The organism is Ralstonia chuxiongensis, assembly GCF_024158925.1.
GTDB lineage: Bacteria > Pseudomonadota > Gammaproteobacteria > Burkholderiales > Burkholderiaceae > Ralstonia > Ralstonia chuxiongensis.
This window is the reverse complement of the sequence record NZ_JAMYWC010000001.1, coordinates 364382-388613: the sequence shown is the minus strand read 5'-3', so window position 1 is coordinate 388613 and position 24232 is coordinate 364382. Positions and strand designations below refer to the sequence as shown.

The window sequence follows — 24232 nt, the reverse complement described above, 5'->3', positions numbered from 1 at the left end:
TTTTGGCCGGGCATTGGTAAAAACCGCCCAGCACGCGTGCATGAGCGTGCGCCGCAGCGCGAAAATCCGTAACCTGAGCGCGCTGCATGGGCCGATGGCGCAGCGAGTGCGCCGCAAGCGAGCCGCATACAACAACACGAGGGGCAGGGCATGAACCTACGTTTTCTGGAAACCTTTGTCTGGGTGGCGCGGCTGCGCAGTTTTCGGCTCACCGCAGACAAGCTGTTCACTACGCAGGCGTCCATTTCTGCACGCATTGCCGCGCTGGAAGAAGAGCTTGGCGTACGCCTGTTTGACCGCGACACACGCGGCGTGCAACTCACGCCCGATGGCCACAAGGTGCTGGAATATGCAGACCGCATGGTGAGCACGCTGCACCAGTTGCAGGCGGCCGTGGCACAACGCCCGGGCTTTGAGGGGCGCGTGCGGGTCGGGGCGATGGACAGCGTCATCCATACGTGGCTCTCGCCGCTCATTGCGCGCACGGCGGAGATGTTTCCCGCCCTGGAAATCGAACTCGTGGCCGACAGCGCGATGCACCTCGTCGAGCAGTTGCAGAAGGGCGCGCTCGACATTGCGTTCCAGACCGATCTGCTGCGTGCCGAAAGCGTGCGCAACGTGCAGCTCGCGCAGTACCCGATCCATTGGGTGGTGGCCACCAACTCGCGGTTGGCGCATCCATACGGCAGCCTGGGCGAACTTGCGCGCGAACGGCTCATCACCTTCGTGCGCAACTCCCGGCCGCATCAGGACATGCTGAACCTGCTGCACCTGAGCGGGGTGGAATCACCGCGCGTGAACTGCGTCAATTCGGTGGCCGCCATGACGCGCCTGGTGGGCGATGGCTTTGGCGTGGGCGCGTTGCCCACCGTGCTGGTGCGCGACCGCATTGAGAGCGGCGCGTTGACGGTGCTGGAAGTGGAGCCGGCGTTGCCCGCCCTGCCGATCATCGCGTCGTGGCGCGCGGGGGCGGGGCTGGAGGTGCACGAAGCCATCGTCGGCCTGGCGCGCACGATGGCGCGCGAATTCTGCCTCTCGGTCGGGCCGCGCTACGCCATTGCCGAAGAAGTCGAGCGCAATACGGAAGCGGCCTAGGCTAACGCAGCGTGCCGTGGCGCCAGCGTCAGAAGATCGAGCGGCCGGTCAGCGTCGTGAGCCATTCCAGCGCCTGCAGGCCGGCCAGCGAATTGCCGCTGACGTCCAGCCCCGGAGACCATACGCACACGCCAAATTCGCCCGGCAGCACGGCGACGATGCCGCCGCCCACGCCGCTCTTGGCCGGCAGCCCCACGCGATAGACGAAGTCGCCAGCCGCGTCGTAGGTACCGCAGGTCAGCATCAGTGCAGAGAGGCGCTTGGCAGGGCTGGTACCGACGATGTGCTCACCGCTCCACGGCACGACGCCGCCGTTGGCGAGAAACAGCACGGCGCGGGCGAGGTCGGTGCAATCCATCTCGATGGCGCATTGGCGGCAGTACGCATCGATGACAGTTTCCACCGGCATGTGCAGGTTGCCGAAGCTCTTCATGAAGTGGGCCATCGCGCGATTTCGGTCGGCATGGGCCAGTTCGGATTCGGCCACGCGCCGCACGTAGTCGATGCGTGGGTTGTCGACCAGCCGCCGCATGAATTGCACCAGTGCGGTTTCAGCCTGCACGAAGCGGCGGCACAGCACGTCGGTCACGACCAGCGCACCGGCATTGATGAACGGGTTGCGCGGGATGCCGTTCTCGTATTCGAGTTGCACCAGCGAGTTGAAAGCATTGCCGGAGGGTTCGCGGCCGACACGTTGCCAGAGCGTTTCGCCCTCAAGCTGAAAGGCCAGCGTGCAGGCAAACAGCTTGGAGATGCTCTGGATCGAGAACGGCACATCCGCCTTGCCCACCGTGTAGACATCGCCGCCCAGGGTGACGATTGCCATGCCGAAATCCGCCGCATTGGTGCCGGCCAGCTCGGGGATGTAATCGGCAACCCGCCCCTGGCCGAGGTACGGCTGGATGTCGCGGTGGATGGTGTCCAGGATCGCTTGGTAGTCCATGTCAGGCCAGGAGGGCAAACGGTGGGGCGGCGATTTTACACGCGCGGGTGCTGCACCGGCCTCGGCAATCACCTTTTCCTATCGCCTGCAATCCGAAACTTTCGTTGGACCGCGTTTCATCACGCTTTCACAATCAGCCGCACGAACAACCTTGTGGAAGAGCTTGCATGACTACGGCAGTGGAGACAGCCCAGGCAAAAAGAATGCCGGAACAACCGGCACCGATGCCCGTACCCGCCCGCACGGGCGCCAGCGTGGCCTACGCAAATCCGTATTCCGCCCGACTGGCAGCACGCTCGGGCGTGCTGCGTGGCCATACCAGCGGCCTGTGCGATGGCTATGTGCAGGCCAACATTGTGATGCTGCGCGATACGTGGGCCAACGAGTTCCTGCGCTTCTGCCAGCTCAACCCGAAGCCGTGCCCGCTGCTGGACGTGACCGAGCCCGGCGTGCCCGTGTTCCGCCATCTCGGCCAGGACGTTGACGTGCGCCGCGACGTGCCGCGTTACCGCGTCTACCGCAACGGCGAACTGGCCGGCGAACCGGCCGACGTTGAAGCGCTGTGGACCGACGACATGGTTGCGTTTGCCATTGGCTGCTCGTTCTCGTTCGAGCATGCGTTGATGGAGGCGGGTGTGCCGCTGCGTCATATCGCCATGTCGCGCAACGTGGCGATGTATCGCACGTCGGTCGATACGATCGGTACGTCCCGCCTGGCCGGCAAGCTGGTGGTGTCGATGCGGCCGATGTCGGTGCCAGATGCCATCCGCGCGATCGAGATCACCTCCCGCATGCCGCGTGCGCACGGCGCGCCGGTGCACTTTGGTGACCCGGCGGCCATCGGCATTGCTGATCTGGCGCAGCCCGACTGGGGGGATGCGGTGCCCGTGCAGCCGGGTGAAGTTCCGGTGTTCTGGGCCTGTGGCGTGACACCCCAGGCGGTGGTGCAACAAGCGCGGCCTGAGCTGTGCATTACGCATGCGCCGGGGCACATGCTGATTACAGACTTGCGCACCGCAGCGCTGACCTGAGCGCGCAGTCGCAAGACCGAAAGAGCGAAAGACGGACGGGTACCGGGGTTCCAGCCGGCGCACGCAGAGGCGCTGGCCTATAGCAAGCAATAAGCGATAGACGCATCGAGACAGCATCAGTAACAAGGAGGAAACACCATGACAACCGAAGCCACGGTTGCGCGAGCGCCCGCCGGGACGGACGCCACAGCCGCAACCAATTCCGGCGGTTTGTTCCGCTGGTACCGAGAGATCTCCACGCAGGAGCGCCGCACGTTCTGGAGCTGCAAGGTGGGCTACGCGCTCGACGCGATGGACACGCAGATCCTGAGCTTCGTCATCCCCACGTTGATCGGCGTGTGGGGGCTTTCCAAGGCCGATGCGGGGTTGATCGGCACGTGCACGTTGCTGGCATCGGCGGCGGGCGGCTGGGTGGCTGGCATCCTGTCGGATCGAATCGGGCGGGTGCGCGCGTTGCAGATCACCATCCTCTGGTTTGCGGTGTTCACTTTCCTGTGCGGCCTCGCGCAGAACTACGAACAACTGCTGATTGCACGCACGCTCATGGGCTTCGGCTTTGGCGGCGAGTGGACGGCCGGCGCGGTGCTGATCGGTGAAGCCATTCGCTCGCGGGATCGGGGCAAGGCCGTTGGCATGGTGCAAGCAGGGTGGGCGCTGGGGTGGGGCGCATCGGCATTGCTGTACGCGTGGTTCTTCAGCGTGATGCCCCCTGAGACCGCATGGCGCGCGTTGTTCCTCGTGGGGATCGTGCCTGCCGTGTTCGTGTTCTTCCTGCGCCGGCTGGTGAAAGAGCCAGAGGTGTTTCAGGAAGCGAAGTCACAAGCCGCCGAGCGCACGAGCTTCTTCGAGATTTTCTCTCCGCGGCTGTTGAGCACCACGCTGCGTGCCGCTGTGCTGACCACCGGCGCGCAAGGCGGCTACTACGCCATCACCACGTGGCTGCCGACGTTCCTGAAAACCGAGCGCCATTTGACCGTGCTGGGCACCGGCGGCTATCTGGCCGTGGTGATCATCGGTTCGTACATCGGCTACCTGATCAGCGCGGTGCTGACTGACCGCCTGGGCCGCAAGCGCAATTTCATCCTGTTTGCTGTGGGCTCGATGGTGGTGGCGCTGGCCTACACGCAGCTGGAGGTGACCGACAGCACAATGCTGCTGCTCGGCCTGCCGCTGGGCTTCTTTGCCTCGGGCATCTTTGCCGGCATGGGCGCGTTCCTGACCGAATTGTTTCCAACGGCGGTGCGCGGCTCGGGTCAGGGCTTTTGCTACAACGTGGGCCGGGCGGTGGGCGCATGCTTTCCGTTCCTGATCGGGCAGGTGAGTGCGCATTCGTCGCTCGGGCATGCCATTGGCATCTTCGCGGCGGGCGCCTATGGGCTGCTCATCGTGGCGGCTCTCACGTTGCCGGAAACGCGCGGCCGAGAACTCGAATCGATTTAACTCCTGTGCTTCCCCCAAAAGTGCACAGCGCGCGGCGTTTGGAAGACGCCGCGCTTTTTTTTGTCAGCCGATAATCCAAACACCCCACTAATGGGTGGGAATGATTTGGCCTTTTTGTGTTTTCGTTGCACGTTGCAATTGCGTATGTTTCGGTTTCAAGACAAGCCGGGCATGAGACGCCGATTTATCAGCTGATTATTCAAGATCAGGCAATCAACCGGCTGCAACGCAAGTGCCAGTGCGGCTCCGCGTCCTGCGGACAGTTTCAGCAACGCACGCGATCCCGCATCCAATTTTCTCCGTTAGCGCTGGTTATGTCCGGCACCCCCTAAAGAAGGGGTAATCCTAGTCAGCCTTTCTGTTTAAAAAAACGAGGGGTGGCGGCAATGGCGTGTTCATTGAGAAAATTGCGGCCTGCACGACGCCCGGTTTCCCCGCCCCCACGGTCGCACAAGAACAAGAAGGAGGCACGGAGGAGGCGTCACCCGTTTCCCTTCGTCAGTCCTGTGTGCTGTATGCGCGTCTGCGATGCGCATGCCGTGCGTCTTCTATCCGGCTATGAAAATTCTCTCCGTCTTCGGCACACGGCCCGAAGCGATCAAGATGGCGCCGCTCGTCAAGGCACTGGCCGAGCAGTCGGCCATGGAATCCGTCGTATGCGTGACGGGGCAGCACAAGCAGATGCTGCAGCAGGTGCTGGACCTGTTCGACATCACGCCGCAATACGACCTGGAGCTGATGACGCAGAACCAGACGTTGAACGGACTGAGCGCGCGCCTGCTCACAGCGTTTGACGACGTGCTGGAGACAGTGCGCCCCGACCGCATCCTGGTGCACGGCGACACGACCACCGCGATGATGTCGGCCATGGCGGCGTTCCACCGTCGCATTCCCATCGGCCACGTTGAAGCCGGCCTGCGCACGGGCGACCTGTACCAACCGTGGCCGGAAGAGATGAACCGCCGCACCATCGACGTGTGCGCCGATCTGCTGTTTGCCCCGACCGATTCGTCGCGCCGCAACCTGCAGGCAGAGAACCTGGGCGGGCGCATTCTGGTGACGGGCAATACCGTGATCGACGCGCTGCTGCAGACCACGCAGCGCATCGTGAAGGACGATGCCTTCCGCAACGAGCTGGATGCGCATTTCCCCTTCCTGAAGGACGACCGCAAGGTGCTCCTGGTGACGGGACACCGGCGTGAAAACTTCGGTTCGGGATTCGCCAACATTTGCGAGGCGCTGGCCAAACTGGCGCGCCGCGACGATATCCAGATCGTCTATCCGATCCACCTGAACCCCAACGTGCGCGGGCCCGTGCAGACCGCGCTGGCAGGCCTGCCGAATGTGCACCTGATCGAGCCGCTGGACTACGCCCGCTTCGTGCGCCTGATGCAGCGTGCCCACGTGATCCTGACCGACTCGGGCGGCGTGCAGGAAGAGGCGCCGTCGCTGGGCAAGCCGGTGCTCGTCATGCGCAACGTGACGGAGCGCCCGGAGGCCGTGCAGGCCGGCACCGTACGCCTGGTCGGCACTGAGGTGGACAGCATCGTGGGAGCCGTCAGCCACCTGTACGACAACGACGACGCATGGCGCGCGTTCTCGCAGCACCTCAACCCCTATGGCGATGGGCTGGCTTCGCAGCGCATCGTGTCCGCCCTGGGCGGCGGCTTCGTCCATGAATTCCTGGGCGACGCGGACGCACGCGAAGCCGCGTGAGCGGAAACCGAAAAGGCAATCACGATCATGTCCACGCTCGCAATCGATATTCTGCTGGTGCTTGCGTTCTGCATCATCACGCTGCTGGTGGTGTACACCGCGCGTCACTACCTGTTCACGCTGAACCGGCTGTTCGGCCGTCAGCGTCAGCCGTACCTCGACATTGAACAGGGTGTGTGGCCCAGCGTGGTGGTCTGCGTGGCGGCGCACAACGAAGAGCGCGTGATTGCCGATTGCCTCAACGCGCTGCTGCTGGTGGATTACCCGCAGGACAAGCTGACCATCATGCCGGTCAATGACCGCTCGAAGGACCGCACGCGCGAGATCATCGACGAGATTGCAGCGCGCAACCCAGGCCGCTTCCAGCGCTTTCACCGCACGGAGGGCCGGCCCGGCAAGGCGGCGGCGTTGCGCGACGCCACGCAGTTGATCGACGCCGAGATCATGATCGTGTTCGATGCCGACTACCTGCCGGCGCGCGGCCTCATCAAACAGCTCGTGGCGCCGTTCTTTGATCCGGAAGTGGGCGCCATCATGGGCCGCGTGGTGCCGGTGAATGCCGGTGCGAACCTGCTCACGCGCCTGCTCGATTTGGAGCGCTCCGGCGGCTACCAGGTCGACCAGACCGCCCGCATGAACCTGGGCCTGGTACCGCAGTACGGCGGCACCGTGGGCGGCATCCGCCGTCGCGCGCTGGACGATATCGGCGGCTGGAACATCGACACGCTGGCCGAAGACACCGATGTGACGTTCCGCCTGCTGCAGCACGGCTGGAAAACGGTCTACCAGAACCGCTCCGAATGCTACGAAGAGGTGCCCGAAGTCTGGCCCGTGCGGCTCAAGCAAATCAGCCGGTGGTCGCGCGGGCACAACCAGGTGATGGTGCAGAACATCCGCAAGCTGCTCGCCAATGACCGCATCAGCCGGCTGGAACGGCTGGATGGCGCATTGCTGCTGCTGATTTTCGTCATGCCGATGGTGCAGCTGGCCGGCTGGGTGGTGGCCGTCATCCTGTTCTATGCGGCGGCGCAGTCCATCGTCTCGGGCTGGATTCTTCTGGCGGCGCTGCTGTGCTACGGCGGGCTGGGTACCAACGCGGCCTTCTTTGAGATTGCGGCGGCCACCTACCTCGATGGGCATCGCAACCGCATCCGCTTGCTGCCGCTGAACCTGCTCGGCTTCCTGGTCAGCATGATGACGATCGCGCGCGCGGGTGTGACGCAGGTGATCGATGCCGTGAAAAAGCGCGAACTGGTGTGGGACAAGACCGAGCGCTTCCGCACCGAAGCCGCGGGTGTGGTCAACCTCATGGCTGGCGAGGTGCCCGTGCGCACCGGCCCGGAGGGCACATGATCGGAAGCGTGCTGCTGCTGAGCGGCGCGGTTGCGGGCCTGCTCGTGCTGCCGTTCCTGCCGGCGTTGTCGGAATGGCTGCGCCCCACCGACTCCGCGCCGCTGCCGATGCGGCGTGACCAGCCGAACAATCTCACCTTCTTTGCCAACAGCTTCCGCCGCCGGCTGCAAGAGCAGTACGGCGTGGATGTTGAAGCCATGCGTGCTGCGGGTGCCGCCTACCAGGTGCCCGTGAGCGCGGAACTGAGCGTGGGGCGCGACCCGCGCGGCCGGCCGTCTGCCGAGCAATCCGGGCTGGTGCGCATGCTGGACAAGGTCAACCACATCGTCGTGTTCCGGGGCAACGCGTGGTTGGGCCCACGCAGCCGCGTGCGTGCCGACTTGTACGTCGAGCAGGATGTCGAGGTGGAGCACGACACCCGCCTGCGTGCCTGCCTGGCTGAAGGCGATATCGAACTGGGCGAAAACGTGGTGGTGCAGCGCTGGGTGCATGGCCGCAATGTGCGGTTGCGGCCTAACGTGCGTGTCGAAGGCCGTGTCACGGCGGAGGACCGCATCGTGATGGCTGCACCGGCGCGCTTCGAACGTGCGGGCGCCACTGAGGTGATGTTTGGCGACGTGCGCAACGCTGCGCAGCCGGCGGGCATGCCGAAACCCGCAACCGAGCGCCGCGTGCTCGATGGCGATGCCACGCTGTCGGCCGGCGAGGTAACCGATTGCGACTACGTGGTGCGCGGCGACTGCCGTGTCGCGGGCGGCATTGCGCTCGAAGGCAGTATCAAGACGCACGGGCACCTCCGTACGGGCGACGGCGTACGCATCGCCGGGACGCTGTCTGCGCGCAAGAATCTTGAGATCGGCGCGGGCAGTGCGGTACTGGGCCCGCTGATCGGTTTTGAGGACATCGTCCTCGGACCCAACTGCCGTATCGGCCGCCCTGATGCGCCGACCACGCTGGTCTGCAACCGCCTGTTCGTTTCGGCGGGCTGCGTCGTGCATGGCGTGATTACCGCGCACGAGTTCGCGCGTGTGGAAGGGTAAGGAGGCTTGCATGGTCACGTTCTGGAGCGCTTGCGTTCGCCGCTGCGGTGCCGTACTGGTCGGGCTTGTGCTGTCGGCTGCCGCTGCGCACGGTGCCACGATGTTTGAAGACTTCACCACGCCCGACGGGGCCATGACCGTATTCGCCCGGGGCGATTACGTCGAGCCCTACGTTGCCATCGAAGCCCTGCTGGTCGCGCACCGCCTGGGTGCCGACGTGCAAGCCCCGGCTGTGGGGCTTGCCAATTGGCTGCTGCCGTATCAACAGGCCAATGGCACGTTCCCACGCCTTTGCCGCAATGGCACAGACGGATGGGCCGCATGTGGCCACGCCGACGCGGATGACTCGCAAGCGGTGTTCTGGTGCCTGCTCGTCAACGAGATCCTGCATGGCCCGCCGCAACTGCTGGCGAGCTGCAGCCTCGCGTTGATGCACCTGGCCACGCTGTGGGACCCGAAGCGCGCGACATTCCAGGCGTTTGCCGACCGGCCGGAAGCCTACTTTGCCGACAACGTGGAAGTGGCCGGGGCACTCAAGCACCTGCGTGCCGACCCCAAGGCATCGTTGCACTACACGCTGGAGCTGGCCGCGCTGCCCACACACAAACAGATGATGGACGGCCTTGCGCATGCCTATGGTTACCAACGGAATGGCGCGCTGGAGCCCGCACGCGTGAGCCTGCCGCCCACGCCCTACGGCTTCTACCCGACGGCGGTTGCGCCGGTCTATCCGTGGGTGCATGACCTGGAAACCGGCTCCGCCGCCCAGCGTAAATGGGCGGTATGGAAGTTCCGCTACGGGCAGGCGTGGCTGTCGGGCAAGGCAGACCCGTTCCCGTGGGGCATGATCGCCTGGGCCGCCTACACGCTGGGCGATATGCCGACCGCGCAGAAGTGGCTGCAGGCCGCGCCGCAATGGCGCGCCGCAGGCCGCTGGAACTTGATGGAAGAGGGCGCGTTGATCGGGCTCTCGCATGCACTGGCGATTTCCGAATGAGCACACCTTCCAAGCGCATCAACTGGCGTAAGCACCTGGCCAGCCTGTTGATCCTGATCGCCTTTGCCGCCTGCGCGCTGCTGCTGGCACGCAACCTTAGCGCCGGCCCAGGCCGCCCGCAGACCGACGACATCGTGCTGGTGGTGCCTGACAACCTCGGGCAAGACAACCGCATCTACGTGCAGGCCTGGGAAGACGCCGCACTGGAAGAGGGCGTGCGCCTGCGCACCATGTCGGCGTCGGATTTCGTGCGCCATGGGTTGAATGGCGAGCGTGTGTTTGCCGGTGTGATCCTGCCCGACACTGTGCACCGGTCGATGACGACCGCGCTCGTCAACCAGATCAGCCAGTTCGTGCAAGACGGCGGCGCGCTCATGCAGGTGTACGACGCCGGCATCCTCAACGAAAAGGGCTTCTACGAGGATGGCGCCTCGCGCATGTCCACGCTGGCCGGCGTGCAGTACGGCTTCTATTCAACGCTGCGCGAAAAGATGGCCAGCAAGGCCACCGTCTATGGCCAGCCCGATGCAATGGTCGATCTGCATATTCCGCCGGGGCGCTGGATTGTCTCGCAAGGGCGCGCCGTGTTGTCGGGCTACGGCCACGACATGCTGCAGTATCCGACCCTGCGCACGCATGGCGACTACGCCGGCAAGGTGCTGCTGCGCTCCGAAGACAACTCGATCATTGCGGGCGAGCGCAGCGTGGGCAAAGGCCACGTGTTGTTCGTCAACCTGCCGCTGACGTATCTCAAACTGCGTACCGATGGCGTGCTGATGCACGGCTTCCTCAGCTACTTTGCCGGCCACGTGCTGGAACAGCCGCGCCTGTCGCCGGCGCCGCAAGGTGTGGGTGGCCTCGTGCTGAACTGGCACTGCGACGCGCGCATCTGTATTGACGCCACAGACAAGCTGATTGAAGACGGCGTCTTCAAGCGCGGCCCGTTCAGCTTCCACATCACCGCCGGCCCTGACCAGCGCCAGTTTGGCGACGGCTTGGGCGTGAACCTGGCTCACAACCCTGCGTTTGCGGAGGTCGTGCACGGCCTGATGAAGCAAGGGCACGAGGTAGGCAGCCACGGCGGCTGGATTCACGACTGGTTTGGCCTGAACGTGACGGAAGAGAACCAGGCCACCATGGAGACCTATCTGCAGAAGAATGCAGACGCCATCCAGGAGCTGACCGGCAAGCCGCAGACCGAGTATTCCGCCCCCACCGGCAACCAGCCCGAATGGGCGACGCGCTGGCTGGATGAGCACAACGTCAAGGGCTACTACTTCACCGGCAACATTGGCCAGGGGCCGACGCGCACGTATCGCAACGGCCGGCGCGACGCGCACATCTGGTCTTTCCCCGTACAGACGTATGGCCAGTACGCGACTATCGAAGAAGCCGACATGGCGCACATTCCGGAAGCGGAGATTGCGGCGTGGCTGACTTCGCTGGTGAAGTTCACCACGGACTCCGGCGAGATCCGCCTCATCTACTTCCACCCGCCCGGGGCGGTGCGCTACCTGCACGCCATTGACGCGCTGATGGAAGCCGCCGACGCGGAAGAGGCACGCAAGCGCTTCCACTGGCACACCATCACGCAGATGGCCGAGTTTGCCGAGCGGCGTGAGAAGACCGTGTGGCACACGACATCGGATCGCGGCGACGTGCGCGTGATTGCAGAGAATCCTGAAACACTGAACGACCTGACGTGGCTGTTCCCGGCGGATCGCTATGCCGAGCCGCGTGTGGAGACGGGCCAAGCGAGCGTGGTGCGGGAAGGGAGCAACTGGCGCGTGGTCGCAGGCACGGGCAACAAGCTCGCTATTGCAGCCCGGTTGAACACCGGCAGCTAAGCACAAGAGAACAAGCAGGCAGGGCCGCCGCCACGCATCAAAAAAAATGGCAGGCGCCCGCTTCAATAACAGACGGGGAAATATCAGCGTGGACCGAACTCCAATCGCGTGGATGGTGGCGGCGGCCATCTGCGGCATGACAGCGCCAGCGGCGTGGGCTCAGGCTGCCGAGCCGGCCGCCGCCCCGGATGCCGCCAAGCCGGCGCAAGACGCACAACCGGCGCAACCGACAGAAACTGCACAACCGGCCGGAGCGATGCAACCGGCAGAGCCGGTAACCCAGCAAGAGGCTGCAACCGAACCGGAACAACCGGCTGCACAGGAAGGCGCCACGCCGCCGGCAGACGCCACGGCATTGGCCGCAACCCCCGTGCCCACGCCTGGCGCCAACGCGCCCACCGTGCCGCAGCCTGTGCCGGAACCCTACGCGCCCGAGCGCGCCGCCATCGAAGCCGTGCTCGACACCGGCCGTATGAGCGACGGCTTTGGCGGTGCCACGGCAGTGGCCTTGCGCGGCATGATGGTCACCTCATATGGCATCTGGCAGGCTGAGCTGGATCGGCAGAGCCGGTTTGGCTTTGCGGGCCAGTACGGCGCACTCTCGCTCACGCGCGATATCTCCGAGGATTACTACTTCCTGGTTGGCGCTGGCACGGGCAACAGCGAGCTGTTCTCGAAGTGGCGTGTGGATGTAGCGGGCTATCGCAAGTTCGGCCCCGACCGCCGTTTCGTGGCCGGCATTGGTGCGTACTACGCGCAGGGCCAGGACAGTGTGCGCAATGACCAGGGGCTGGTGCTCAGCTCGCTGGCGTATTTCCAGTCGGTGGTGCTGGAAGGCGGCCTGCGCTTCAACCGGGCCAATCCCGGGCTTGTGTTCGGCCCGAGCCAATACATTGCAGCCACGATCGGCAACGACGAAAAGCGCGCGCTCGTGCTGCGCGTGGAGCACGCTCGCGAGGCTTATCAAGTCTTGACCACCGGCACCGAGCGTGCGGACTACAACAGCATGAGCTACGCCATCCAGTGGCGCGAGCGCGTGTCGCGCGATCTGCTGTTGCTCATCGGCGCGCAGTACTACCGCAACCCCTTCTACAACCGCACCTACGGTGAAATCGGCTTCCGCTGGAGTTTCCGATGAACGCCAAGCCGATCGAGGAAGCGCCAGCCGACGACTTGCCCACCAGGCGGAGATTGCGCGGGCATGAGCCCAAGCGGGTGATCGGCTATCGCGGCGATCGCATCGTCATGCACCGTGCGATGCGGCGTCTGGCGTTCCCGCTCTCGCGCTGGATCGACGTGCTGGGGCTTCCGCTGGCGCTCACCGCCGGCTACTGCGCGCTCTGGCCAACCGTGGCCCGTCTGTGGGAACGCATCATCGGTTTCTGGAGCGTGGCATTGGAAGGGCAGGTTCGCGTGGCGGCCGTGAAGGCGCTCGTGCCGGGCTTTGGTGCCATTCCGTATCCGCACAGCGACGCCGGTTTGCCCACCGCCGTGCAATGGCTGGTCGGGATGATCGTCACGCTGGCGCTGCTGTTCGGCACCCGCTTCATCGGCGGCCGTGCGTTGCCGCTGGCGTACTGGCTGCGCTTTATTGGCGTGGTGCAGGCCAGCGCCCAGTTCTACTTCTTCATGTGGCCCGCCAGCTTTCCGTATGACGGCGGGGGTTCCATCGGCTCGCTCACGCAGGCGTCGGTCGTGGTGGTGCTGATCACGCCATGGCTCTATGCGCTGATCTACAACGTGCTGGACTTTGGCCTGATCCGCAAGCTTGTGCTGTCGGTCATGGGCATGGCGTATCTGACGGTCTTCATTCCGTTTCAGTACACGCTGGCGTCAGTGGTGCTGCTCAAGGGGTCGATGCTGTGGTACCCGCAGATCTTTCTGCTTTGGGCCGTGTTCCTGCAGTTCGGCACGCTGGTGGGCTTCTATGCGTGGGCGATGAGCTGGAACGCGCGCGGCGCCACGTCAAAGACGTTCGGCGCCTGAGTGCATAGCCCCAGTGCGGGGAGCTGCGCTGGTTTTTTATCAATCGTTAATGTTGGCGTGGTCCTCCGCCAATTAAGTGCATGCATGCCGACGCGGCACAGCGCATTTAGCCCGCGTTAAACCAGAATTCAATAAATTTCAGGTTCCAAGTAACGGAACGCTCATCTGCAAAACGCATGCTTCCACTAGCATGCGAGCCATCGCTTGTCGACAACGTATCGGCGGGCATGCCGGGGGGATTCCGGCTGAAGGCAACGAGTCTGCGTAGTTGGCCCGGCCGGTGCAAATCGCATAGCACGATGGGAGCGGGCCCATGAGTTTCACCTCTACCGGCAACGGCAAAGCGCCGTCCGGAAATTCCTTTTTGTCGACGCTGTCTGGCGGCGGATTGTCGTCGGGCATCGGCATGGTTGCGGACGCCGCAGGCATGCTGGGCAACGCGCCGGGGGCCGGTTTGATAGGCGGCGCGGCCCGCGCTGCGCAGTTGGCGCAGACGGGCATGTCATTGCTGGGGCGTACGCCAGCCTCGATTGCCGATGCCATCAACGGCATGCCGGGCGCGAAGTCTCGCCTGACGCAGGACAGCCGCTTCGTGCGCATGGAGTCGCCACTCGGGCCCGACGTACTGCTAGTCAACGCGCTGGTGGTGGACGAGTACGTCAGCCGCCTGCCGGAAATCCATCTCGACCTGCTATCGCACCAGAGCGAAATTGAGATCGACAAGATCGTCGGGCAGCAGGTGTCGGTGTCGCTGGAACCCAAGTCCAGCGGCGGCGTGTTCAGCCAGTTGGCGGCCGGGCCGGAGATCGGCCAGCGCTACTTTCAGGGCTACGTTGCATCGTTCGGGCGAGTCGGGCACCCCGGCTCGGTCACGCGCTACGAGATGACGGTGGTGCCGTGGTTCTGGTTTCTCACGCGCTCGACGGACTGCCGCATCTTCCAGAACAAGACGGCGGAAGACATCCTCTCCGAGATCTTTGTCGAGCTCGGCTTTCACGATTTCGAGTTCAACCTGAAGTCGGAGCAGGCGCGGCTCGAATACGTCGTCATGTACCGGGAGTCCTACTACAACTTTTGCGCCCGCCTGTTGGAGCAGGAGGGCATGTTCTGGACGCACCGCTACGAGAAAGACCGGCACGTTCTCGTCATTGGCGACACCAATGACCTGTTCAAGCCGCTGACGCCTGTCGATACGATTTCGTACTACGGCGCCAGCGCCGCCAGCGAGCGCAACGGCATCGACCGGTGGGACGAGGCGTTCAACTTTCGCGTGGGCAAGATCACCTATCGGGATTTCAATTACGACACGCCGTCGTCGCCGCTGATGCACGTGGAAGTGCCGACCACGCTGAAGAACCCGAACATCGGCGGCACCGAGCGCTACGAATACCACTCGCTGTACGACCACAGCGACGACGGCCGCCGGTACGCGCGCTATGCCATGGAGGCAGAAGAGGCGCAGGCGCATCGGTTCAAGGGGGCGGGCTTCGTGCAGGCCATGACCACGGCCGGGCGCTTCCGGCTGACCAATCACCCCGTCTCCGCATACGACGACAAGTCCTTTGTGCTGCTGCACGTACGCCACCACGCCGTGAACGACTACACGAGCCAGGGCGCCGAGCAGCCGTACCGCAACAGCTTTACGTGCCTGCCCGTGGATGTGCCGTTCCGTCCCGAGCGCCGCACACCCAAGCCCTACATGTACGGTACGCAGGCGGCGGTGGTGGTCGGCCCAAAAGGCGAAGAGATCCATACCGACGGCAGCCGCGTCAAGGTGCATTTCTTCTGGGACCGGCGCGGCAAGATGGATGGCTCCGATTCCATCTGGGTGCGCGTGTCGCAGCCGTGGGCCGGCGCGGGTTGGGGCGGCGCGGCCATCCCGCGTATCGGCCAAGAGGTGATCGTCGCCTTCAACGAGGGCGACCCCGACAACCCCGTCATCGTCGGCCGCGTCTTCAACGGCGAGGCCGCCAACCCGTACCACGGCGACGGCGGCCAGACCATGGGTATCCGCAGCCAGACGCACAAGGGCGGCGGCTCCAACGAACTGCGCTTCTCTGACGTCAACGGCGCGCAAGAGGTGTTCATGCACGCGCAGAAAGACATGAACACCGTGGTGCAAGACGCGCAAAGCACGCATGTGGTCAAGGGCGATCGGACGATTCTGGTGTCCACGGGCAACCATGCGACTGAAGTCTCTACCGGCAACATGAGCGAGGCGGTCAAGGGTGACCGCACGACATTGGTGACGCAGGGTGATCACAAGACGCAGGTCGATACCGGCAACATGGAAACCACCGTCGCCAAGGGTGACAAGAAGCTCACCGTTGCCCAGGGCAACTACGAGACGACGGTGTCGGTCGGCGATCAGTCCCACACCGTGACCCAAGGCAACACCACGCAGAAGTCGCCCGCCGGTGTGCACACGATCGAGGCCAAGGAACTGTGGATCAAGGTGGGCGGTGCTGGCGGTACGTCGATCCACATGACAGCCGACGCGATTGAGCTGCACAAGGGCTCGTCCACGATCCGGCTGGATGCGGCCGAGATCAAGATCCAGGCACCCAATACCCATATCAACCCGGATAACGGCTGACATCATGTATCAGATGCAGGAAGGTTCCTTGTCGCTCCCACCGGACTGGATCGACAAGACGATGAATGTGTTCGTCTCCGCCTCCACCGGCACGGAAGGCGTGAGCTTTGTCGTCACGCGCGAGCGTCTGCCATGGGGCATGCAGTTTGGCGAGTACGCCGCCAGCGAGCTGCAAAAGCTCGCCAAGCAGGTGCCCGACTATGAAGCGGTGAGCAGCAGCGAAACCACGGTGTCCGGTCGGGCAGCGTATGCGCACGAATACAAATGGTCGAACAACGGCCGGCCGCTGCAGCAGTTGCTGACGATGGTGGAGCATGGCAAGCAGGTGCTGATGCTCACCTTTACCGCGCCCGGCGTGCTGAGCGCCAGCCAGAAGACGCTGGTAGAAGGCGTGGTGCAGAGCCTGCGCCTGAACGAGCCGGCCTGAGCGCAGCGCAGTCATGGCTGATCAAGATCCAAGCACACCCACTTCTCCGACCGGGCCGAGCGGTACCGCCGAGGAGCGCTTGGCCGCGCTTCAGAACCTGGAAGACGGCGAGGCGAAGAAGCAGTCACAGATGAAGTGGGTGGACGGCGCCAACTATGGGATGTTGGGTGCCGACGTCGGCTACGGTGCTTACGCAGCGGGCACGGCCGCCACCGCCGCGGGTGCGACCGGCGCTGCAGCAGCGGGCGCGGCGGCGCTGGCGGCGGTGCCCGCCGTGGTGGCCCTCGGCGGTGCGTGGGTGCTGGGCAAGATCGGCGTGACAGGGGCGATGGCGGAAGGCGCCGAGTGGCTCGGCGACAAGCTTGGCCTCACCATCGGCCGGGGCGACCCGCACCCCGCCTGCGTGGGTGACGACATCGCGCATTCATCAGGCTTCTGGGGCATGGTGGCAGGTCTCGCGATCGGGGTCGCCATCGGTGCCATGGTGGCGGCAACCGTGGCCACGGGCGGGCTCGCCGGCGCAGTGCTGGTGGGGGCCTGCATGGCAGGCGGCCTGAGCATCGGCAGTGCTCTGGCGTCGGCCAGCCAGAGCATGGGCAGCAACTGCGGCAAGATCGCCACGGGTTCAGGCAACGTCACGTTCGAGGGTAAAGCCGCGGCGCGCGTGACGGACATCATCGCCTGCGACAAGCATCCCGGGCCCGAGCCGCTGGTCGAAGGCAGTCTGACCATCACCGTCAACCAACTGCCGATCGTGCGCATCGGCCATTCGAGCCATTGCAGCGGCAAGGTGAACTCCGGCCGCAAAAGCATCCTGATCGACAAGACCACCGGACAGTTCGGGCCGAAAAACCCCGAGCTGACGGCGGGCGAGGAGTTCTTTGCGGGTCTCGTGGGTGGGCTGCTTGGGGCCAAGCTGGGCGGCATGATCGGCGGCAGGGCGCCGGGGGAGCCGAACAAGTCGGCCGAACGTGATGGCGTCAAAGACGAAACCGCCACCAACTGCAAAGACCCGATCGACGTGGCGACCGGCGAGATGGTGGAGATCCGCACAGACGTGTCGATTCCCGGTGTTCTGCCTCTCGTGCTCACGCGCCGCTACCGCACGCGTTCGGATGACGAGGGCCTGCTCGGTCCAAAGTGGTCAACGAACTGGTCGCAGCGCTTGCGGTTGGATGAAGGTCGCCTCGTTCGCTTCTTCGATGGCGGTGGGCTCACGATCACCTTTGAGGCACCCGATGCCGATCTCAACGGCATCAACCTGCGCGAATCACGTTATCGCCTGGAGGGCACGCGAACCGCACCTCGCGTGCTTGACGATGAAACGCGCCATATCCTGTGGTTTGCACCATTGGTCGACGGCGCCGTATCGCGAATCGAGCGTATCGAGGACTGGAGCGGCAATGCCATCGCGTTCGAGTACGACTCGCATGGCCGGCTGACAGGGCTGCGACACACGACCGGTTACGCGCTCGTGTTGACGTATCCGGGCGCGCTGCGGACTGTGTCCAGCATTACCTTGCTCGAAGAGTCGGGCGAGACACGACGTTTGGCCGACTACGTGTATGAAGGCGGCATGCTCGCGCAGGTATCGAGCTTCCAGCATGGCCAGTTCTACTACTCCTACGACGCGCACGGCTGGATGACGAGCTGGCGCGACGCCGACCAGACAGAGGTTCGCTACGCCTACGACGGCTTCGGCCGCGTGGTCGAGACCGGCACGCGCGAGGGTTACCACACCGGCCGCTTCGTCTATGAGGACGGCCTCACGCGTGTGCTCGATGTCGATGGTGAATGGCTCTACGCCCACAACGCCGAAGGACTGGTCACACGCGAGGTGAACCCGCTTGGACATGTGATTCAACGCGAGTGGCAACTCGGCCGATTGGTGTCGCAAACCGACCCGCTCGGGCGGCGCACCGATTTTGGGTACGACGCACAGGGCCGGCTGGCCAGCATGGGCGATCCCACCGGCGGCGCCACGCTGTTCAAGTACGACGCACAGCGTCGCCTTGCGGCTGTGGTGCAGCCGAACGGTGATCGCGTGGCAATGGAGTATGACGACAAGCATCGGCTGATCGCACGCACCGAACCCGATGGGCAGGTCAAACGCTATCGGTACGGTGAACGGGGCGAGCTTCTGCGGGCGGTCGAGGCCGAGCAGGAAACCCGCTTCGACTACGACGCACAGCTTCGGCTCATCAGCACGCGGTTCCCGAACGGCGCGAAGCACGGCTCGCGCTTTGACGTGCTTGGCCGCCTGCTGGAAGAAGTTGATGCGAAGGGCAACGTGACCCGTCACGATTACGCCGCCGGCCTGGACAACCCGCGCGGCGGCCGGGCGCAGACCACGCTGCCGGACGGCAGCACGCATCGTACCGCCTACAACGCCGAGGGGCTGGCGGTGGCGAGCACCGATCCGCTGGGGCGCATCACGCGCCATACCTACGGTCCGTTCGATCTGCTGACAAGCACGATTGACGCCGCAGGTCACATCACCCGCTTTGAATACGACCATGCGACGCGGCCGGCACGGATCGTCAACGCGCGCGGTGAGGTGTGGGAGTTCCGCTATGACGCGGCCGGGCGGCTTGTCACCGAGATCGACTGGGGTGGTCGAGTCTCGCACTATGAGCGAGACGTAGCTGGGCGCGTGGTCAAGAAGACGTGGCCGGACGGCGGTGTCTGGCTCTATCGCTATGACGCGGGGGATCACCCTGTGGCCATCGACGCGGGCGATGTCAAACTCGTCTATCGGTACGACGCCGCCGGGCGCATGACAGCTGCGGCCGTGCAAGGCGAGTCCACGCACATCATCCGCTTTCGCTACGACGGCAAGGGCCGCTTGATCGAAGAGGATCAGCACGGCCAGCGCGTTGAGCATGCCTACGATGCGCGGGGTCGACGCGATGCGCGCAAGACGGCGCATCGTGAGACACGCTATGAGTACGATGCGCTTGGCGCGCTCACGCAGGTTGGCGGCATGCGCATCCAGCGGGATCTGCTCGGAAACGAAACAGGTCGTCAGGCCGGTGAGTTTGTTTTGCAGCGACAGTACGACGCCGTAGGCCGCCTGCAGCGCCAGACAGTCGGCCCCCGTACCGCCTTCGACGCGCTGCCGGTCAACCCCGTTGAAGCGCTGCAGCAACTGACGCGTCAACATTTCCGTTACGACGCTGCCGGGCAACTCGCGCAGATCGATACCGACGCAGACAGCTTCGCGTATGCGCACGACGTACGCGGACAAGTCACTTCCGTCGACAGCGTTCGCCAGCCCGCCGAGCACTATGCCTACGATGTGTCCGGGAACATTGCCGCGCATGGCCGCCCGGGGCCGGTTGATCGGCACGACTACCTGGCGGGTGGCTTGCCCGTTCAGGCGGGGCATGTCCACTACCGCTACGACGCTCGCGGGCGGGTCATCGAAAAGACCATCGAGGAACCGGGCGCTCAACCCCGGACATGGCGTTACACCTGGGATGGCCTGAACCGCCTGGTCGGATTGCACACCCCCGCCAACGAAACCTGGGCGTACCGCTACGACGCCTTCGGCAGGCGTGTTGAAAAAAGGCATGTCGGGACAGGCAGCGCGGTGCGCTTCTTGTGGGATGGCTACACGCTGGCCGAACAGTGGGAGTGCGGTCGCGATGGGCGCATGGGCGCTGCCACGACCTGGCATTTCGAGCCCGAAAGCTTCGCACCGTTGGCCCAGGAACGTGGCGACCAGATGTACGCCATCTTCTGCGCACCCACTGGCCTACCGCTGGAGATATACCGGGACTCGGGTGAGAAAGTCTGGTCTGCCCGCTACAACCTGTGGGGCAAGCGCATCAGCGAAGAGGCGCATGCGGCAGAACCCGCCCCAGACACCAGCCTGCGTTTTGCAGGGCAATGGGCAGACGAAGAGTCCGGCCTGCACTACAACCTCAACCGCTACTACGACCCCGACAGCGGCTGCTATCTCAGCATTGACCCGATTGCCATCCGGGGCGGGCACCGTACGCAGGGCTATGTGCAGAACCCGTTGCGGCAGGTGGATCCACTTGGGCTGGCGGTTTGTCCGGAGCGGTACGACCGATATAAGCAATTGCGTGCGGAGGGGTACTCGGCGGCAGATGCTGCGAAGTTGTCGAAGACGGCAGAAGACGGCACCTTGCCTGAGGTGCCGGGGACCCGAGAAAGCGCCGGTGGTAACACAACCGGCGGCCGGAAATATGGCCCGAAAGAAGGCGAGTCGGAACCCGATTGGGGTGGGCTGGTACGTGGTTACGAGGGCGATCCTCCGGCTGACATGGTCAACCCGCATGGACACCATGCAGTGTTCAAGAAGGGGCGCGGCGTGAAGATGCGAGAGTATCTGGACGAGAGCAAAGACGTCCTCGAAAACTACGATATCGATTGGTACAGAGGACAGGAAAATTTGGGATGGGCGCCAAATAAGAACCACAGCACCGCCGCTGCTAAAGCTGTTCGGGATGCGTTGGTGGAGGCGCACCAAACCGTGGGAACGAGGGAGGCGGTTGTAGATGCGTTGGCCAAGCTAAAAGAGCATTTCAGGAATGATACGATTGGAACCCTTTTCGATTAACGGGGATTGACATGGATTTCGACGATCTTCGCTCGAAGATTGAGCAGGCTGCCTCAGAAGCTTTTCTCGCAGTAAGAAGAAAGTTTCCTAGCCAGATTTTTTGCGGCTATGCCCTGTATTCAGATCCGGATGCGGTGACGGTCGCACCTGCCGTGAATTCGGTTGGTCACCTGCAAAAGATGATTGGCGATGACCCGGGGGACGCCGTCTATTACCGATGGAGTCCCGGTGAGTGGGATCACGAGTTCGAAGGTGCCGAGTACTTCAAGGATATCTCCATCCTTTTGAATAACGAGGCCAAAAAGCTGGATTCGGAAGCCAAGCGCGAAGCATTCCGAGAGCGTGTCTACGAATCCTGTGTTGCAGTGCTCGAATCCATGAAATCGAAGGGTTTTTTCTCCGATATGGATGAAACAGGGGTGTTGGTTTTCACCATATCCGATGGCGAAAGCGATTTGGAAAGCGACTGGATCGCTCGCTTGAACCGACGTGAACTCGCTGAGGAATTCCGGAATTGGATTGTTTCCCTGGGGTGATATGCCGGAGCTACCGGAAGCGATTCATCAGCAAATCGTCGCGCTGTGCGCCCAGGGCGACGAACTGGTAGAGCACGGGAACCTCGACGCCGCCAAACAGCAATACACCGCCGCACTGCGCCTGCTGCCCGACAACCCGCTCGACTGGGAAGCCGCCACGTAGATTTACGTCGCCATTGGCGACGTCCACTTCCGCACGAACAATTTCGACAAGGCGTTCAAGTGCGTCTACAACGCCGTGCAGTGTCCCAAGGGCTTGGGCAATCCGTACATCCATCTTCGCCTCGGCTAGCTTTACTACGAGCAAGGCAACTTCGATAAGGCGGCTGATGAACTGACCCGCGCCTATATGGGCGGCGGCTTGGACATCTTTCTCGACGGCAATCCAAAGTCACTCGAATTCCGCTCAGCTAGTGCAACCCACGTGGCTCGAACATGTCTGGCGGCACGCCGGCGCATCGCCCTGAAACAGCCGATCACGGGCGTTGATGGCTGGAACGTGACCCTCCGACCCTCGCGGTCGGACCTCCACGGGCCACACGCGAGCCTCGAACAGTCGCCTTCCACAGTCAGAGGTCGAAATTTCCGAGCTCTGACAGCCGGCTTCCGGCCTCGGACCGTCGCGCATGAGCCTCAGAGGCGCAACATCGACGGTTTGAGGGCGACGCTCGGGTCTCTGAGGTCCGATGTATCGGATGTTTTCGGGCCGCGTTCGGGCCTCCGAGGGCCGTGCGCCACCGTTTGACGGTCGCGCGCCGCTCTCGGACTGTCGCAATCGAATGTTTGGGATCGAAACGCGCACCGAAAACTGCGGCGCTCTACCGTCTGCGGGGCAACGGCGGTGGGTAAAGGGTCGAGTTTGCTTCGGCAAGTTTCGATCGCCGCTCGCTGGGAACCGAAATGCGCAATATGCGCACCGCTGTTGAAGCCCCGAGCCTCGTGCATGGAAGCGGGACGCGGAAGAAGCGTCCGCCGCCGCAATCGGCGCAGTTCACTGCAAAACGGCAAAAAAAAACGCGGCCGAAGCCGCGCAGATCTCGCTTTCCAGAGAGAGAGGAGAGAAATTCTTACTGCTGCGCCACCGTTGCCGGGTTGGCCGCGTTGGCCGGTGGCAGATCGCCCCAGCCACCGCCCAGCGCCTTGATGAGCCCCACCGTGGAGTTCATGCGGCTGCCGGCCAGTTGTACACCGATGCGTTCGGCGGACAGCATGTTGCGCTCGGCATCGATCACGTCCAGGTAATTGACCGAACCCGCGTTGTAGCGCGTGCGCGAGAGTTGCGCGGCGCGCGTAGACGCGCGTACGGCATCGTCCTGGGCCTTGGATTGATCGGCCAGGAGGCGCAGTTCCGAAAGGTTGTCTTCCACCTCGCGGAAGGCGACGAGCACGCTTTCGCGGTAGTTGGCAACGTTCTCTTCATACGCGGCACGCGCCTGCTTCACGCCAGCACTGCGTGCGCCACCGTCAAAGATCGGCAGTGACAGCGCGGTGCCCACCAGCGGCCCGAGAATCCACGTACGGCTGCCCCACTTGAGCAGGTCGCCGATGTCGTGTGACTCGTAGCCGAAGCCACCCGTGAGCTGCAGTTGCGGGAAGAACGCCGCGCGTGCCACGCCGATGCGCCCGTTGGCCGCCGCCATCGAGCGTTCCGCCGCAGCCACGTCGGGGCGGCGTTCCAGCAGGGCGGAAGGCAGCCCGGCCGGTACGCGCACGTCGGCCGATTGCAGCGGGTCGGTGGCCATCGTGAAATCAGCCGGTGCCTTGCCCAGCAGCGTTGCCAGTGCATGCTCCAGCACCGCGCGGCGGCGCTGTACGCCGATGCGGTCGGAGCGTGCCGTTGCCAGTTCGGCATCGGCGCGGGCAACGTCCAGCTCGCCAATGTCGCCCGTGTTGAAGCGGCGCTGCACCAGCTTGAGCGCCTCTTCACGGCCGACCAGCGTGCGGGAGAGCAAGGCCTCTTCCGCATCCAGCGTGCGCAGGCTGAAGTACGTCTGCGCCACGTCGGCCTGCAATGACAGGCGGGCCGCACGGTACAGCGCTTCGACACGCTCTGCATCGGCGCCGGCGGCATCGATGTTGTTGCGCACGCGGCCGAACAGGTCGACCTCATACGCCACGGTGGACTGCGCACGCCAGTACGTCTGCGGCTGCACGGGCGCACCGACCGGTAAGCCGGCCGATGCCGCCGAGGCCCGCTGGCGCGTCGGACCGAAGCCCGCATCCAGTTCCGGGAACAGCGATGCACGGTTGGCCTGCACGAAGGCACGCGCCTGATTCACGCGTGCGGCTGCGGCGGCCAGCGTGGGGCTGGCTTCAGCGGCCTGCGCTTCGAGCTTGTCGAGCGTCGGGTCGTTGAAGATCTTCCACCACGCGCCGTCGGCGGGCAGGGCGGGCTCGGCGGTCTTCCACTTGCCTTGCTCGCCTGCAGCCAACGGTGCGTCCGCCGGTTGTGCCGGTTGTGCGGCTTCCTTGAAGGCGTTGGGCGTGCCAACGTCCGGCTTCTCGTAGGTCGGGGCGAGCGAGCAGGCCGCGAGGAACAGCGCGGCGGCCAGCGCCAGCGGGGTCCAGCGGCCCGACCGCATGGCCGGACCTGTCTGTTGTTGTGTAGACGCGTTCATAGCGATGTCTTGATGAGTG

General features: G+C 64.2%; 17 protein-coding genes. 15 read left to right on the top strand and 2 right to left on the bottom strand.

The window, feature by feature from the left end; all coding sequences use genetic code 11:
- The first annotated feature begins 150 nt into the window (after nucleotides 1-150).
- A complete protein-coding gene (locus NKG59_RS01615) occupies nucleotides 151-1095 on the top strand; it encodes a LysR family transcriptional regulator (protein WP_045201589.1) in 945 nt (314 codons plus the stop codon).
- A gap of 28 nt (nucleotides 1096-1123) precedes the next feature.
- Here NKG59_RS01615 and NKG59_RS01610 read toward each other — a convergent pair whose 3' ends face one another.
- Nucleotides 1124-2038, bottom strand: a complete 915-nt coding sequence (locus NKG59_RS01610; protein WP_045201587.1) for a glutaminase — start codon at nucleotides 2036-2038, stop codon at nucleotides 1124-1126.
- A 224-nt stretch (nucleotides 2039-2262) separates the two neighbouring features.
- On the opposite strand from NKG59_RS01610, the gene NKG59_RS01605 reads away from it, so the two are divergent.
- The 14 genes from NKG59_RS01605 to NKG59_RS01540 all read left to right on the top strand — a co-directional run bounded on the left by NKG59_RS01605 (nucleotide 2263) and on the right by NKG59_RS01540 (nucleotide 21758).
- Entirely contained in the window at nucleotides 2263-3069 is an 807-nt protein-coding gene (locus NKG59_RS01605; protein WP_045202182.1) for a putative hydro-lyase, read from the top strand.
- A gap of 138 nt (nucleotides 3070-3207) precedes the next feature.
- Entirely contained in the window at nucleotides 3208-4509 is a 1302-nt protein-coding gene (locus NKG59_RS01600) for an MFS transporter (RefSeq protein ID WP_045201584.1), read from the top strand.
- Nucleotides 4510-5067: 558 nt separating this feature from the next.
- Complete coding sequence (gene wecB, locus NKG59_RS01595; RefSeq protein ID WP_253534644.1) at nucleotides 5068-6225, top strand: non-hydrolyzing UDP-N-acetylglucosamine 2-epimerase; 1158 nt, start codon at nucleotides 5068-5070, stop codon at nucleotides 6223-6225.
- A 27-nt stretch (nucleotides 6226-6252) separates the two neighbouring features.
- Nucleotides 6253-7578 carry a glycosyltransferase family 2 protein gene (locus tag NKG59_RS01590; RefSeq protein WP_045201582.1) on the top strand — a complete coding sequence of 442 codons (1326 nt, stop codon included), beginning with the start codon at nucleotides 6253-6255 and terminating at the stop codon, nucleotides 7576-7578.
- Complete coding sequence (locus NKG59_RS01585) at nucleotides 7575-8618, top strand: bactofilin family protein (RefSeq protein WP_253534641.1); 1044 nt, start codon at nucleotides 7575-7577, stop codon at nucleotides 8616-8618. Before NKG59_RS01590 ends, NKG59_RS01585 begins: the two co-directional genes overlap by 4 nt.
- A gap of 10 nt (nucleotides 8619-8628) precedes the next feature.
- Nucleotides 8629-9615, top strand: a complete 987-nt coding sequence (locus tag NKG59_RS01580; RefSeq protein ID WP_253534639.1) for a hypothetical protein — start codon at nucleotides 8629-8631, stop codon at nucleotides 9613-9615.
- Nucleotides 9612-11462, top strand: a complete 1851-nt coding sequence (locus NKG59_RS01575) for a polysaccharide deacetylase family protein (RefSeq protein WP_253534637.1) — start codon at nucleotides 9612-9614, stop codon at nucleotides 11460-11462. Before NKG59_RS01580 ends, NKG59_RS01575 begins: the two co-directional genes overlap by 4 nt.
- An 88-nt stretch (nucleotides 11463-11550) precedes the next feature.
- On the top strand, nucleotides 11551-12600 hold the full coding sequence (locus NKG59_RS01570; RefSeq protein WP_253534635.1) for a YaiO family outer membrane beta-barrel protein: 1050 nt from the start codon (nucleotides 11551-11553) through the stop codon (nucleotides 12598-12600).
- Complete coding sequence (locus NKG59_RS01565) at nucleotides 12597-13448, top strand: hypothetical protein (protein WP_253534633.1); 852 nt, start codon at nucleotides 12597-12599, stop codon at nucleotides 13446-13448. Before NKG59_RS01570 ends, NKG59_RS01565 begins: the two co-directional genes overlap by 4 nt.
- A gap of 313 nt (nucleotides 13449-13761) precedes the next feature.
- Complete coding sequence (locus NKG59_RS01560) at nucleotides 13762-16044, top strand: type VI secretion system Vgr family protein (RefSeq protein WP_253534630.1); 2283 nt, start codon at nucleotides 13762-13764, stop codon at nucleotides 16042-16044.
- 4 nt (nucleotides 16045-16048) lie between these two features.
- Nucleotides 16049-16471, top strand: a complete 423-nt coding sequence (locus NKG59_RS01555; protein ID WP_045201576.1) for a DcrB-related protein — start codon at nucleotides 16049-16051, stop codon at nucleotides 16469-16471.
- Nucleotides 16472-16484: 13 nt separating this feature from the next.
- Nucleotides 16485-21059, top strand: a complete 4575-nt coding sequence (locus tag NKG59_RS01550; RefSeq protein WP_253534616.1) for a DUF6531 domain-containing protein — start codon at nucleotides 16485-16487, stop codon at nucleotides 21057-21059.
- Nucleotides 21060-21070: 11 nt separating this feature from the next.
- A complete protein-coding gene (locus tag NKG59_RS01545) occupies nucleotides 21071-21595 on the top strand; it encodes a DUF4303 domain-containing protein (protein WP_253534614.1) in 525 nt (174 codons plus the stop codon).
- A gap of 1 nt (nucleotide 21596) precedes the next feature.
- Nucleotides 21597-21758, top strand: coding sequence for a hypothetical protein (locus NKG59_RS01540; RefSeq protein WP_253534612.1), 162 nt, complete (start codon nucleotides 21597-21599; stop codon nucleotides 21756-21758).
- Between the two features lie 904 nt (nucleotides 21759-22662).
- Here NKG59_RS01540 and NKG59_RS01535 read toward each other — a convergent pair.
- The gene (locus NKG59_RS01535; protein ID WP_301288026.1) at nucleotides 22663-24213 is read right to left on the bottom strand and encodes an efflux transporter outer membrane subunit; all 1551 of its coding nucleotides are present in this window, start codon (nucleotides 24211-24213) and stop codon (nucleotides 22663-22665) included.
- Nucleotides 24214-24232: the final 19 nt, after the last annotated feature.